The organism is Lactobacillus sp. CBA3605, from assembly GCF_002970915.1.
In the GTDB taxonomy this organism is placed as follows: Bacteria; Bacillota; Bacilli; order Lactobacillales; family Lactobacillaceae; genus Lactiplantibacillus.
On the sequence record NZ_CP027190.1, the window covers coordinates 1,478,407 to 1,495,217 of the forward strand.

A 16,811-nucleotide genomic window follows, 5' to 3' on the forward strand; every position below is an offset into this window, starting at 1 on the left:
GAAGTAAAACATTGCCAATGGGAGTTAAATCATTGTCCTAAAAGGGTTCTTGGCTATCGTATGCCAGCAGAGCTTTTATTCGACAAAGTGTTGCACTTGGTTTAACCATTCGTCGTACAAAACAAAAGGCGCTTTATCACGTCCTTAAAAGAACGTGTTTCTTCACCTAATCTCAAAAAATAGTCTGGTTTAATCAGGATTCTGATTAAACCAGACTATTTTTTATAGCAAAAGACGAGACGGGTAGCTGTTGAATGGGCCGAATCAAAATAGTAGTCAGGATGATCGAACTGCTGAATAGTGGCAATGTCAGTCACTTGGTGTTCGGCAAGAAAGCGCACCATTGCGCCACGGGCCATTTTGGCCAAGGTGGCTTTAGTCTTTAACTTGCCGTTAACTAAGCTGGCAAAGACAATCGTGATAAAGGGTTGTTGCGGCTGCATGTAAGGGTAGATGGCCTTAGCGTACTCTTCAGAGGCTAAGTTAATTACGGGCTCAGTTGGCCCCAATTGTAAGGCTTGATAGAGGCGGTCACCCCAAAAATCATAAAGATTGTTAGTTCCCGCAACCGACAATTTGGCTTGAAATTCCAACCGATAGGGTACGACGCCATCAAAGGGGCGTAGGCTGCCGTAGAAACCAGACAAGAGCCGTAAGTTTTCCTGACAATAAGCTAAGGCCGGAGCCGTAAAAATGTCTGGAGCCATATACTGATACTGAATACCGCTAAAGCTGAACAGGGCGGGCGTCAAGTTCTGAGTTAGTTCTAAGTGTTGCAGCCAGTCGTAGTTGATTTGGGCGAGCCGATCGCTACAATGCCACAGGGTTTTGGCAGCTGGATAGGATAAGCGGCGTAAAGCCTGCAAGATAAGTTGGGTGTGGGTTAAATACAGCGGTAAGGCAGCAACGGCAAAGGTGTCGGTATCCACGAGCATCTTTTTAGCGGGCGCAATAATAATTTTAATAACGAGGCCTTCTTTCAGAGATAATCAGGCCTTAAGTTTAGCATAGGATCAGCGTTGACACCGTAAATAAATCTGACCATGTGAAAAATGTACATAATTTTGGCCCAAACACTGTAGCTATTGTCCCTTATCCAAAGACAATGTAAGTGTTACCATATAGGCGTAGTAAGGAATAACTAGTTATTGTCATTAACATCGTCATCATTAAATATAATTAAATCATTCACAATCAAGACTGTTTCATCAAGGAGGTTATTTTTCATGAAAGATTTTAAAGATAAGGTCATGTTTATTACCGGTGCGGCCCATGGGTTCGGACAAGTGATCGCTGAAGCTGGTGCTAAACGTGGGATGCGTCTCGCAATGGTTGATATTGACGAGCCTGCTTTAAAAATAACTTATCAAGCTGTTACGGATGCTGGGGCCACTGCGATTATGATTGGCGCAGATGTCACCAAAGAAGATGACGTGAATGCGGCCGTCGATCAAACTATGGCTAAATTTGGTCAGATTGATTTATTGGTTAATAATGCCGGTATTGCATTACCCGGGCGGATTTGGGAATTACCAACTCGCGATTGGGAATGGATTATGCATATTAATTTGATGAGTCAAGTCTATGCAATGAAACGAATTATTCCAATTATGCTGAAACAAAAGACCCATGCGGATATTTTAAACGTGGCGTCCATTGCCGGGTTGGTTGATACGCCAGGTATGCCGTCGTACCATGCCAGTAAGTTTGCCTCAGTGGGGATGACCGAAGCGACAGCATATGATTTACAACGGATTAAAGCGGATATTGATATGCATGTGATGTGTCCTGGTTTTGTTCAGACGGACCTCTATCACACGGAAAGTCATCGGCCTGATCAATATCGGGATGATACCGATCCATACTATCAGAGTGAAGCTTACTTAAAAGGGCAACAATTTGCGAAATATGTGATTACAACTGGGAAGCCAATTGACACGATTGCGGCGACGGTTTTTAAGGCGCTCGAAGATAATCGATTCTATATCCTGACGCATCCTGAATTTAACCCGTTGATTGCAGATCGAGTTGATCGGATTGTCCATGATGGTGCACCCGATGTGCACGTTATGGACGGGCTCATGTAACGTTTTAGAATTAAAAAGGAGTGTTGAATAATGGCTAGTTTTATTGCAAGTAATGACGATATGAAAAACTTTTTAAATCTGCCAAGTATGAATGATCAAGCTGGGATTGGCTTTGCCTATGCAACGGATGAGACTCTATTGAAAAAATTAATTCCGGCACCGCTAAAATTATTAGCGCCAGTGGTTTGTGGTTACGTCGTTCACATGGGAAAACCGACATTTAGTGCCCCATATCTGGAACAAAGTTTATTTGCTTTGGTGAGCTACAAAGACAAGATGATGGGTGCCTATCCAATCTCGTTACTACTGCACGGTCCTGGTGCTGAAAGTGGGGTTATCGCTGGTCGTGAAGGTGCCGGGATTCCTAAAAAGTTAGCCGATGCCATTGAATTACGCCGCAACGATAATTCTGCGACAGCGACCGTCAAACGCCACGGCAAAACATTGCTAGATGTGTCATGGACGGCTGGCGAACTAAACGATCCATCAATCATGCAACAATTTGCGGGTCAATTGGCATTGGGTAAGGAAGCAGAAATGAATAGTTTCTTCTACACCTATGATTTAGATCAGCATCCCGATGGCTCCAATCATTTCACGAATGTTGAACTAGTGGCAACGCAATTACGGTCGTTAGCTGATCAAGTTGAACCTGGAAATTTGACGATTACCATGAATTCGACGGATGATGATCCGTTTGGCGAGCTAAAAGTTTTGAAACCACTTGGGGCAGCCTGGTTCCACTTTGACACTTCAGTCATGTTCAATACGTTGAAGTTAGAAACGGTTGATGCTGATGTGACGATGCCAAAATTATTAACTAGTCGCTATGATCGGACGTTCTTCAATCCGAAAGCGACCACATATACGATTTAGTAGTGCGTTAAAATTAATGAAAAGAAGGGTTTAATATGACACAAACCAGACCTACAATGGTCAATAATGATTTTTCAGATGTCGTTTTTAATCGCCACTCAGTACGGGATTTTGATCCTGAAGTTAAGATTCCACGTCCCGAACTGCAAGCAATGATTGCGGAAGCAGCAAAGGCACCATCTGCTTGTAATTTACAATCATGGCATTTTGTGGTTATTGATACGCCAGCCGCTAAGGCTAAATTCAAGGAGTCAGTCATGAGCTTTAACTATCCGCAAGTTGATAGTGCAGCGGCGATTGTCTTTATTGCCGGTGATACGCAATCCCATTTCGTTTATCGAGATGTCTGGAATCAAGTTTATAAAGCCGGTAAAATTACTAAAGAACGTTTGGATCAAATCTTAGGGACGTTCCTGCCAATGTATGAACATGCAACACCTGATTTTTTGAAATTTGATGCGACCATTGATTGTTCCATCGTTGGGATGCAGCTTTTATTGGTAGCTCGGGCTCACGGCTATGATGCGAATGCCTTTTCAGGGATTGATTTTGAACATATGATTCCGACGTTAGGCCTTGATCCAAAACGTTACATTCCGGTCATGGGGGTTGCACTTGGTAAGGCTGCGACCGAACCATTGCAGACGGATCGTTATGATGCTAAGACCTTAACCGACTTTTTGTCAGTGGATTGAATTTGAAGCTGGTTATTGATGGTGGTTAACTACCGAATTAGAATTTGGGATAAAACCCAAATTCTTTTTTTATTACTGGGATTGGATCACTTTGTTTTATGGCCCTTTACAACAGCGCTTACATTGCCTATGATGAAGGCAATGAAGTCCGTTCATCTAAGGAGCCGATATGAAACTTAAACAAGTTATCCAACGCTTAGCGGCTAAGTTTGAAGTCACGACTAGCTTAACGACTGCGACCGCAGCATTAGTCATTAACCAAGCGCAATTTGAAAATAAGGGACGACCACCAATTGATGCCCAGACGTTATTATTACAGTTGCCAGTTGACCAGCAAGTTCGTTTAAGTTGCGATATGCAAGGTAGCTGGCAGGTTGTGGCGACTATTCAATTAGGTCCCAAGCAACTGACGGTTGCCCAAACACAAAATCAACTATTAAAATTACTTTTTATGCTTGGACAGATATTGCAGCCCGTCACGACTGGCTTAACGACGCTTAATGATTTAGCGATTGATGCGATCACAGCTGACTTTGATCCGATTTTTGACCGGGCGGTGCGATTAGTTCAAAATCCATTAGCGATTATTGATTTAAACGGGCAAGTCTTGTCTCGATCACATATGACAAAGCTAAACGGTGCGAGTATACAAGCGGCGGTAGGTAACAATCAGATTGGGCGCTGGTTATTGGAGCGGGGATTTGCCCCGGAAAAGTTAGATTTTTTGACGCAAATCTATGTGGCCTCAGATCAGCTTTCGGCGGTCCCGATGTTAGTGACGCCACTGGCTCACCGGCAAGAACCCTTAGGCTATCTGGTGATGCCTGCATTGACGACACCGTTAAACACACAGCATGCCTTACTGATTAATAGTTTAAGTAAAATTATTGCAGGTTCTTTAGTTAAGAATCAAATTATGACAACCGCAGCTTCTCAACGAGACCGGCTACTTAATATGTTATTAACTGAACGTCAAAGTGCGACTTTTGATGCCCAATTTAAAGAACAAAATGCTAAGTTGCCAACTGAAATGGTCCTCATTAAGTGTGAGCCCTTAGCTGAGCAGGCGCCAATGATTTTGCAACAACGGCTCCAATATTTATTACGACCATTATTTGCGCAAAGTTTAATTTCGGTTTATCGGCAACACTGTTTGGCGCTGGTGACCATTAGTTTGGCAGCCTATAATAGTTTGGAATTTAAGGCGCAACTGCAGCAGATTACGAAGCAAGCTGATTGTCGCTTGATTGTTTCAAATTATTATAACCAGCCGGAAGATACTGCGGCGGCCTATCTGGTGTGCAGCCGCACGGCCAAGTTAAAGACGATTCACAGTCGCGTGGTCTTTTGTGAAGATGAGTTTTATAACTTAGCGTTGGCGCGAGTTAATCATATTGAGATTTTACCGTTTTTCGTGAACCCGGCCTTAAAAGCGTTAATCAGCTATGATGCTAAGAATAAGACGACGTTAGTACCGACCTTGGATGCTTATTTAGTAGCGACGTGTAATTTAACGCGGACGGCTAAAAAGCTTTACGTGCATCCGAATACGCTACGGAATCGGTTGAAAGCAATTACAACGATTACAGGGTGTGATTTACGTGATGCTGAGACTTGTTTTAAGTTGGCGTCAGGCTTTAAGTTACAGCGATTTTTGATTGATAATAACGATAGTCTGGCAACGAAGTCGATCCAACCAAATTAAAAGATGAGGATTTAAAAAGTGTTTGGTTTTTTGTGGGGTTTTCCTGCATTCAGCCCAAACGCTTTTTTTTAGTAAGTCGATTAGCCTAAAGATGAGACACAGCACGTTTAAAACAGTTCTTAAACTTTAAGAATAAAACTAAATTGCAAAAAAAAAATAAAAAAAATAAAAATCAAAAAAATGATAAAAAAATTAATGGAAGCGGGTTCATTTTAACGTGAAAGTTGTTAAATTAAATCGATCCATTAACCAAAATATACCGGGTGAATACATAATTAGTTGAGTCGGTTGATAAACTAATCACGTCAGTTTGATACTGCGGCCATCAGTTTTATAACGCATATTAGATATAAATTATTAGAACCATAATCTTGATTTAACGGCTAAAAACGCCTGTGACAGTAGTTTTTGATTCTGTGCAAGTAAAGTGACTTTCACATTTATATCCTGCAGGTCGATAAAGGTTAACGGGATTAATTATCCCCACGTATCAATAAATTGATGATACAATGTAGTTTGTCAATGACGATTAATGCATTGAATCAATTAAATAAAATTATATTTTGATACTTTTAAGATTTGTGAAAGAGGGCATAATTGTGAAATTCTTGAGGAATACGGCTTTTAAAGGCGATCCTAAATTGCGATACAAGATGTTTAAAGTTGGCCGTTCTTGGGTGTTTACCACCATGGCGACTTTCGCTTTAACTGGTGGGATGCAATTAGCAGCCCATGCCGAGACGACAACTAATAATGAAACAACGGCGAGTGTGACTGCCACCAGTAGTGCGACGACTACTCACACTACCGTTGCGGATACTGATGATGCGTCAGCAACGGCATTGGCGGCTGCTACCAGTGCAGCAACAACGACAACCAGCAGTAGTACCAGCTCCAGCGCCACTGATGCAGCGTCATTAGCTGCAGCAATGGCGACCGCTGCCAGTGGTAGCAGTAGTGTCGCTAGCAGCGATGCAACCAGTAGTAGTGCCACGGCTAGTACGAAAGCCAGTTCTACAACTTCATCAGCTGCAAGTAGCACCGCAACTAGTAGTAGCAGTACCGCTAGTGCAACCAGTAGCACTGCAGCTAGTGATGCGACGACGACCAGTGCAAGTAGCAGTAGCGCCGCGACCAAAACCAGTAGTGCGACTAGTAGCAGTACTGTAGAAACTAGCAGTGCCGCCAGTAGCACGGCAACAACCAGTTCAACGACAACTTCCACTGCGAGCTCAGCTGCAACTAGCAGTAGTACAACGGATACTGCTAGCGCCAGTGTTGCAGCAGTAACGAGCACTGATAATACCGTCACAGCAACTAGTGATGCGGACAAACTGTCTTCGTCAGTCAGCAGTGCGGCGACTAATCAGAATTTAACGAGTCAAGCCACCGCTGATATTACTGATGAAGCTGCCGTTGCGGCTGCTCAGGCTAAAGCAGCTCGTAATGCTGCTAGCAAAGGCAATAACACCGATAGTAGTGCCGCCAATGCTGCAAATTCAGCTGCAAATTTGGCCTCTTCATATGCGGTTGCCGCTAGTAGTTACGCGAGCTTAGTTAATAATTTACAAACACAGAGTGCTTATAGCTCTGCCCAAAGTGCTTACCAAGAAGCCTTGAAGATGGCAGATTTAGCTAAACATTATAATAGTTTGGCGAATATGTATTTAGATGCCGTTGATGATGGGGTGGGGACACCTTCAGACAACGCATTGAGTTACGCTGATGCCATTAAGGCTGCTCAATCAGCTGCAACCGCCGCAGCTGACTATGCCACGACCGCTTCTTCAGCAGCCGAAACCGCGCGTAGTGCTGCAACTCAAGGTTTAGCTAGCATGGCAAGCAGTACATACGCTGTTGCCAGCGATGCTGCTAAAGCTGCCGAAGCTGCTGCTAGTTCAGCAGCTGATGCGGCCAATAGTGCTTATTTAGCAACACAATATGATAAAAATAGTTCCTCCGTTGCCGCTGCCTATAACACGGCAACGAGTAATGCTGCAGCCGCTTCAACTGCTGCAATTAATGCTAAATCTGCTGCACAACAAGCTTCAGTCGCTTATGCCAATGCTGTATCAGCAGCGGCAGCCGATGATTATGCTGCTGGAAGTACCGCTTATTCAAGCGCTACGGTAAATATGACCACCACGGTTAATCAAAAGAATATTGCGACTGCGGCCAATTCAACCGCACAGTCAGCAGCTAGCACAGCCACAAGTATCTCAATTAGTGATACGGCCTCGTCAGCAGCTAAAGATGCGACGACTGCTAGTACCGCTAGTATTTCAGCAGCCAAACAAGCTAGTGAGGCAGCTAATTATGTTGGGACGCAGGCTTCACAATATGCGAGCTTAGCTAATTCAGCAGCATTGGCTGCGGCAGCCGCCTATGCGACGGCTAGCTTAGCAACCGCTGAGGCAGCTACAGCTACCACCGCTAAAGATGCGAACTCGTATGCTCGAATCGCAGCTACTGCGGCGGAAGAAGCCAATAGTTACGCTGCAATCGCAGCAACGAACGCTACGTTAGCTAAAAAATTCAGTACGGATGTTTCTAATGAACAAACGGATGCTGATGGTGCAGTTCTGACAACTTCGGTTACTAATGAGACGATTAATGTCGGTAGTTCGGTTAATCTAACCACTGATCTTTCAGGAATAGGGACCGGTTATACGACTTCTGGGAAAACCTATGTTTGGTACATGTCAACTGATGGTAAGACTTGGACCATTATTAGCGGTGCCACGGCAGCTAGTTACAGTGCGTCAATGAATGTCGCTGGGACTTACTATTTCCAAGCTGTGATTTCTGGGTCGAAGACATTAGTTCTTTATACCACTAAATTTAAAGCTGCATCGAATGTTATGACAGTTGTGGTTACTGATCCAGCTGGAACGTACGCTGATCAAGCTAGCAGTTCTGCTAATGTTGCGTCAGACTACGCTAATGGTGCCAATTCAAATGCCAATGCAACTAGTGATGCGATTAAAAATGCCAGTTCTTCAGCTAACTTGAATGGATCTTTAGCTAGCTTTTATGCTAGTCAAGCCAATTCTTCTTACAAAGTTTCAAGCTCTTATGCAGCATTAGCTGCTAGTGCTGCTAGTGCCGCCAATGCTGCGCAAGCTAGTGCTGCAAGTTATGAAGCTAGTGGAAATTATGAATTGGCTAGCTCATATGCTGTTAATGCGGCTAGTTACGCTAACGATGCGAATTCATATGCAACATTGGGCTCAACCGCTGCTTCAGCAGCGATGGCTGCACTAAATACGGCGCTAGAAAAAGCGGTCAGTGAAACTGAAGATAACGCCGCTGCTGACTATTTAGCCTCAAGCTATGCCGCCGCCGCCGCCGCTGCCGCTTCTTCAGCGGCCAAGCAAGCTAGTTTAGCGGCCTCCAATGCCAACAATGCCAACAATGCTTATACTGCTTCACCTAACTTCAATAATGGAACGGCCAGCTATTCTTCTGCTGCCGCTTCCGCCGCTTCCGCCGCTCAATCTTATGCGGCTGATGCTAGTGCCGCTGCCAGCTTGGCGCAATCATATGCAGCAACAGGTGATTATAGTAACGCTTCCGTGCAACAGGATTTAGCGGCATTACGATTGGTTTATGCCACTAATGAGTTGAATGCTGCGCAAAGTGCGGCTAACATGGTGACTTCAACCATTGTTCAAGCACAAAGCACGTATTATAACTCCTTAGCTCAAGATGCTAAAAACGCTGCTGCAGCCGCGAGTTCAGCTGCAAGTTCAGCTGCATCAGTTGCCAACTCGTTATCAGCGAAGTATGCCAGCAATACAGCTTTAGGCTCATCATATGTTGCTGATACCAAGGGTTACGCTGAAGATGTTTATAGCGCCGCTGCTGCTGCCAATTCGGCTGCAGCGATGGCCGTTCAATATATGAGCATGGCCACTTCTGCAGTTAATGCCGGGAACTTTGCCGATGCAAGTTCTTATGTCACTAGTGCGGATCGTGCTTACGCTGATGCGAGTTCTTATGCGGCAATGGCAACCGCTGCTGCTAATTCAGGGAGTGTTGCTGCTGATTCCGCAGTTGCTTTCTCCAATAATTTGGGAAGCAAGCAATCGAATAAAACAGGAAATGCTGGTACGGTCTTTGGCGTAGTCGTTGTCGGTGGGATGACCTCTCAACCAGCCGCAGTGACGTCAACGAAATCCGGGAATACCTTCACCTTGTCAGCTTCGTCTTCATTAGGATTAGGCGTTCCAGCAATTGGGGTTACGAATACCTGGTATGTCCAAATTAATGGGACTTGGATGACCGTTGCGGCCGCAGTAAAGGCTGGCTACTTTGTTAGTGCGACGGCAGTCGGTAATGATAGTGGTTCCTTGGTAGGGCTGGCTTCAACTGGCCGGAGTGCCTTGACTGTCAAATTAAGCGATTCATTTACAGGGTCATTAATTTTCCAAATGGTTACAACGTTTAAAGACTTAGGTATCACAACGGCAACTTATGCCAGTGATTTAGCGCAAGTGAACGTTTATGATAGTGATATTCCAGCAACTGGCGTTGAAATTAGCGGTGATGACTATATCGTAATTTCGACGGTTGGTGGTGACGATGATGCGACGACCGGTCAATACGTTGTTACAACTAATCCAGGCAATGCAACCGGTGAAATCACTTGGTCAAGTAGTGATGAAAGTGTTGCTACTATTGATAATGCCGGTTTAATTACGGTAGTTGGTAGTGGGACTGTCACGATTATGGTTACGATTACTAATGCGGATGGTAGCACCTACTCAACTTCTAAAGTCATTACTATCGGTAATGGTTTAGATGATAAAGAAGTTAATGCTGGTGACACAATTGAGTGGATTCCAGATGGTGGTCTTGGCGATGCCGGTGATGACATTAGTTACCAATGGTATTACTCCAAGACTCAAGATGGCACTGGTACTGCTATCAGTGGTGCTAATGGTGCTACGTTAAACAAGGATGATATTTCAGTTAATGATTCTGGTTACTATTACCTTGTGATTACTGGAACTTCAACTGCTGATGATGGTACTGTCACAACTCAGACGGTTACGCTTGGTAGTGCTTATCTAACGGTTAATGCGATCCAAACTTCAGCAGCTGAATCTTCAGCCAATGAAGCCAGTGAAGCAGCAGATGATGCTTCAGTCTATGGTAGTATTGCTGGATCATATGCCAACATTGCTGATGAATATGCGGATGGTAATAGCGCTGCTAGTTCATATGCACAACAGGCTGCGGATGCTGCTGCAACAGCACAACAAGCTACAGAAGATGCTAAAAGTGCTGCTGCTGCTGCTAAGGAAGCGCAAGCTAATGCTGATTCAGCAGAAGCTGCTGGTCAAAATTCGGCTGCGTCAAGTTATGCTAAAAAAGCGCAGGAAGCTGCTTCAAGTGCTGCAGAGGCCAAGAAAAAAGCTGCGCAAGCAACCGATGATGCTGGTTATTACGCCGCGTTAGCTGCAGATGCGTTGGATACTGATACGGATACGGATACGGATACCGACACAGATACCGATACTGATACTGATACCGACACAGATACCGATACTGATACTGATACCGACACAGATACCGATACTGATACTGATACCGATACGGATACCGATACGGATACCGACACGGATACTGATACCGACACAGATACCGATACGGATACTGATACGGATACCGATACCGATACGGATACCGATACTGATACTGATACGGATACGGATACGGATACCGATACGGATACGGATACGGATACCGACACCGACACAGATACCGATACGGATACTGATACCGACACCGATACGGATACTGATACGGATACCGATACGGATACTGATACCGATACCGACTCAGATACTGATACCGATACGGATACCGATACCGATACCGATACCGATACCGATACCGATACCGACACCGATACGGATACCGATACTGATACGGATACCGACACCGATACTGATACTGATACTGACACGGATACCGACTCAGATACTGATACCGATACCGACACCGATACCGACACCGATACGGATACCGACACGGATACGGATACTGATACAGATACCGACACGGATACCGATACCGACACGGATACCGATACTGACTCAGATACCGATACCGACACAGATACTGATACCGACACAGATACCGATACTGATACCGATACCGATACGGATACTGACACGGATACTGATACCGATACTGATACTGACTCAGATACGGATACCGACACGGATACCGACACAGATACCGATACTGATACTGACACGGATACGGATACCGACACAGATACTGATACTGATACTGATACCGACACGGATACTGATACGGATACGGATACCGATACGGATACTGATACGGATACCGATACTGATACTGATACCGATACTGATACTGATACGGATACTGATACGGATACCGATACGGATACCGATACTGACTCAGATACGGATACCGACACGGATACAGATACGGATACGGATACGGATACGGATACCGACACGGATACGGATACCGATACTGATACTGATACTGATACAGATACCGACACAGATACCGATACGGATACAGATACAGATACCGACACGGATACTGATACCGACTCAGATACCGATACCGATACTGATACCGATACCGACACGGATACTGATACCGACTCAGATACCGATACGGATACTGATACCGATACTGATACCGATACTGATACCGATACTGATACTGATACGGATACCGATACGGATACGGATACCGATACTGATACCGATACCGATACTGATACCGATACCGATACTGATACTGATACTGATACCGATACTGATACCGATACCGATACTGATACTGATACCGACACAGATACCGATACTGATACTGATACCGACACCGATACTGATACTGATACCGATACGGACACAGATACCGACACGGATACCGATACCGACTCAGATACTGATACCGATACCGATACTGATACGGATACCGATACCGACTCAGATACTGATACTGATACCGATACCGATACCGATACGGATACTGATACTGATACTGATACGGATACCGATACCGACACAGATACGGATACCGACACGGATACGGATACGGATACCGATACTGATACTGATACCGACACGGATACCGACTCAGATACCGATACGGATACCGATACCGATACTGATACTGATACCGACACTGATACTGATACGGACACGGATACTGATACTGATACTGATACCGATACGGATACTGATACCGACACCGATACCGACTCAGATACCGACTCAGATACCGATACCGACACGGATACCGATACTGATACGGATACCGATACGGATACCGATACGGATACTGATACCGATACTGATACCGATACCGACTCAGATACTGATACTGATACCGATACGGATACTGATACCGATACCGATACGGATACCGATACCGATACGGATACCGATACCGATACTGATACGGATACCGATACCGACACGGATACCGATACGGATACCGATACGGATACCGATACCGATACGGATACAGATACCGATACCGACTCAGATACTGATACCGATACTGATACTGATACCGATACCGACACGGATACTGATACTGATACCGATACGGACACGGATACCGACACAGATACTGATACCGACACCGATACGGATACTGATACTGATACCGATACGGATACTGATACCGATACCGACTCAGATACTGATACCGATACTGATACCGATACTGATACCGATACCGACACCGATACTGATACCGATACTGATACTGATACTGATACCGACACCGATACTGATACTGATACTGATACGGACACGGATACCGACTCAGATACTGATACCGATACGGATACCGACACAGATACGGATACCGACACGGATACGGATACTGATACCGATACCGATACTGACTCAGATACGGATACCGACACGGATACAGATACTGATACCGACACAGATACCGATACGGATACCGATACCGATACAGATACTGATACCGACACAGATACTGATACCGACACAGATACGGATACGGATACGGATACCGACTCAGATACTGATACGGATACCGACACGGATACGGATACCGACACCGACACAGATACCGATACCGATACTGACACGGATACCGACACGGATACCGATACGGATACGGACACGGACACGGACACTGACACTGATACTGATACAGATACTGATACCGATACCGATACGGATACCGATACCGATACGGATACTGATACGGATACGGATACAGATACTGATACTGATACTGATACCGATACCGACACGGATACTGATACGGATACTGATACCGATACCGACACAGATACGGATACCGATACGGATACCGATACCGATACGGACACGGATACTGATACGGATACCGATACCGACACGGATACCGATACGGACACCGATACTGATACCGATACCGATACCGACACGGATACTGATACCGACTCAGACACGGATACTGATACCGATACGGACACCGATACTGATACCGATACGGATACCGACACGGATACTGATACCGACTCAGACACTGATACTGATACCGATACCGACACAGATACGGATACCGATACCGATACTGATACTGATACCGACACCGATACTGATACTGATACCGATACTGATACGGATACTGATACCGACACAGATACCGATACTGATACTGATACTGATACCGATACAGATACGGATACGGATACGGATACTGATACCGACACGGATACCGATACCGATACCGATACGGACACGGATACTGATACGGATACCGACACCGACACAGATACAGATACTGATACCGATACTGATACCGATACCGACACGGATACTGATACCGACTCAGACACGGATACTGATACCGATACCGATACCGATACTGATACTGATACCGATACTGATACCGATACTGATACGGATACCGACACGGATACTGATACTGATACCGATACGGACACGGATACCGACTCAGATACTGATACCGATACCGACACAGATACTGATACCGACACGGATACTGATACTGATACAGATACCGATACTGATACGGATACCGACTCAGATACTGATACGGATACCGACTCAGATACTGATACAGATACCGATACTGATACTGATACCGATACCGATACCGACACAGATACGGATACCGATACTGATACGGATACCGACACGGATACTGATACCGACTCAGACACGGATACTGATACCGATACCGACACAGATACGGATACCGATACCGATACTGATACTGATACCGACACCGATACTGATACTGATACCGATACCGATACCGATACGGACACGGATACCGACACAGATACGGATACAGATACGGATACGGATACGGATACTGATACGGATACCGACTCAGATACTGATACGGATACCGACACGGATACGGATACCGACACCGACACAGATACCGATACCGATACCGATACTGATACTGATACTGATACAGATACAGATACTGATACCGATACCGACACCGACACGGATACTGATACGGATACTGATACCGATACCGACACGGATACGGATACTGATACCGACACAGATACGGATACTGATACCGATACAGATACTGATACTGATACGGATACCGATACCGACACGGATACCGACACGGACACGGACACGGACACGGATACCGACACCGACACCGACACAGATACGGATACCGATACGGATACCGACACGGATACTGATACCGATACCGACACGGATACCGATACGGACACCGATACTGATACCGATACCGACACGGATACTGATACCGACTCAGACACGGATACTGATACCGATACCGATACTGATACTGATACGGATACTGATACCGATACCGACACAGATACTGATACCGATACAGATACAGATACCGACACGGATACCGACACCGATACCGACACGGATACGGACACGGATACCGATACTGACTCAGATACTGATACGGATACCGATACTGATACCGACACAGATACCGATACCGATACGGACACCGATACTGATACCGACACAGATACCGATACGGATACCGATACTGATACGGATACTGATACGGATACTGATACTGATACTGATACCGATACTGACTCAGATACTGATACCGACACGGATACCGACACCGACACCGACACAGATACCGATACTGATACTGACACGGATACGGATACGGATACCGACACCGATACTGATACCGACACGGATACGGACACGGATACCGATACGGATACGGATACGGATACCGATACGGATACGGATACTGATACCGATACGGACACGGATACCGATACTGATACCGATACTGACTCAGATACGGATACCGACACGGATACAGATACCGATACGGATACCGACACGGATACGGATACCGATACTGATACGGATACAGATACTGATACCGACACAGATACTGATACCGACACCGATACCGATACGGATACAGATACAGATACCGACACGGATACTGATACGGATACCGACTCAGATACCGATACTGATACTGATACGGATACCGACACGGATACCGACACGGATACTGATACGGATACAGATACCGATACAGATACAGATACCGACACGGATACCGATACTGATACCGATACGGATACTGATACCGACACAGATACTGATACTGACACTGACTCAGGTAATGGTTCAGGAACTGATTCTGGCTCTGAAGGTGATACTGGTTCAGGCAATGGTGATACTGGTTCAGGCAATGGTAGTACGGGTAATGGTTCAGGAACAGGTAACGGATCAGGTTCGACTACTGGTTCAAATAATGGTTCGAACACGACTACTGGAACCGGGTCAACCAACGGTAGTAATAACACGACTACTGGAACCGGATCAACAACCAGTTCCAACATGGGTAATGGCACGACTACGACACAATTAAGTGCAGTAGCCAATACCGCTACTGGCAATGGAACGACCGGTATTACTAGTCTCAGTGCTCAAACTAACAATGCCAATGTTAGTGGTGTAACTGCTACTAACGCTGCAACAACTGGCAATGCCTTGAGCGATGGTGCAGCATCAACAACACCAGCGGTTGCATTAGCAACTGCGGCGCAAGCAAGTACCAATAGTGATACTGGTGAAGCAACTAATACAACTAGCAAAAAGGCTAAGTCTAAAGCAGCTGTGAAGAAAGCGGCCAAGACGAAGACTGTTGCTAAAGAAATACTGCCAGATAAGAAACAAAGTGATAGCGATAAGATTAGTTCAAGCAATAACTGGGCAACAATTGGGGCTTGGTTAGCTGCTATTGCCGCTGCTGCTTTGGGTAGTGTTCTAGCCATTGGCTGGCGTCGTCGTAACAAGAACTAAGATTTATAGGTGGTTTTGCATGATGACTTGTCAGTAACATGGTAAATTAGAGTTAACACATCAGGGAGGCTTAATAGCTTCCCTGATATACATA

The 16,811-nt window shown here is 45.3% G+C and carries 6 protein-coding genes; 5 read left to right on the forward strand and 1 reads right to left on the reverse strand.

Features of this window, described 5'->3' with window-relative positions:
* Positions 1–215 precede the first annotated feature (215 nt).
* Positions 216–965 (reverse strand): peroxide stress protein YaaA, encoded by a 750-nt coding sequence (yaaA, locus tag C5Z25_RS07175; protein ID WP_105452011.1) that lies wholly within the window; start codon positions 963–965, stop codon positions 216–218.
* A gap of 261 nt (positions 966–1,226) precedes the next feature.
* Here yaaA and C5Z25_RS07180 point away from each other — a divergent pair, with 261 nt between their 5' ends.
* The 5 genes from C5Z25_RS07180 to C5Z25_RS07200 all read left to right on the forward strand — a co-directional run bounded on the left by C5Z25_RS07180 (position 1,227) and on the right by C5Z25_RS07200 (position 16,717).
* Positions 1,227–2,087 carry an SDR family NAD(P)-dependent oxidoreductase gene (locus C5Z25_RS07180; protein WP_105452012.1) on the forward strand — a complete coding sequence of 287 codons (861 nt, stop codon included), beginning with the start codon at positions 1,227–1,229 and terminating at the stop codon, positions 2,085–2,087.
* Between the two features lie 30 nt (positions 2,088–2,117).
* Positions 2,118–2,963, forward strand: coding sequence for an acetoacetate decarboxylase family protein (locus tag C5Z25_RS07185; RefSeq protein WP_105452013.1), 846 nt, complete (start codon positions 2,118–2,120; stop codon positions 2,961–2,963).
* A gap of 35 nt (positions 2,964–2,998) precedes the next feature.
* Positions 2,999–3,658 carry a nitroreductase family protein gene (locus C5Z25_RS07190; RefSeq protein WP_105452014.1) on the forward strand — a complete coding sequence of 220 codons (660 nt, stop codon included), beginning with the start codon at positions 2,999–3,001 and terminating at the stop codon, positions 3,656–3,658.
* Between the two features lie 169 nt (positions 3,659–3,827).
* Positions 3,828–5,363: a PucR family transcriptional regulator gene (locus C5Z25_RS07195; protein ID WP_105452015.1), complete on the forward strand. Its 1,536-nt coding sequence runs from the start codon at positions 3,828–3,830 to the stop codon at positions 5,361–5,363.
* A gap of 599 nt (positions 5,364–5,962) precedes the next feature.
* Entirely contained in the window at positions 5,963–16,717 is a 10,755-nt protein-coding gene (locus C5Z25_RS07200; protein WP_105452016.1) for a KxYKxGKxW signal peptide domain-containing protein, read from the forward strand.
* Positions 16,718–16,811: the final 94 nt, after the last annotated feature.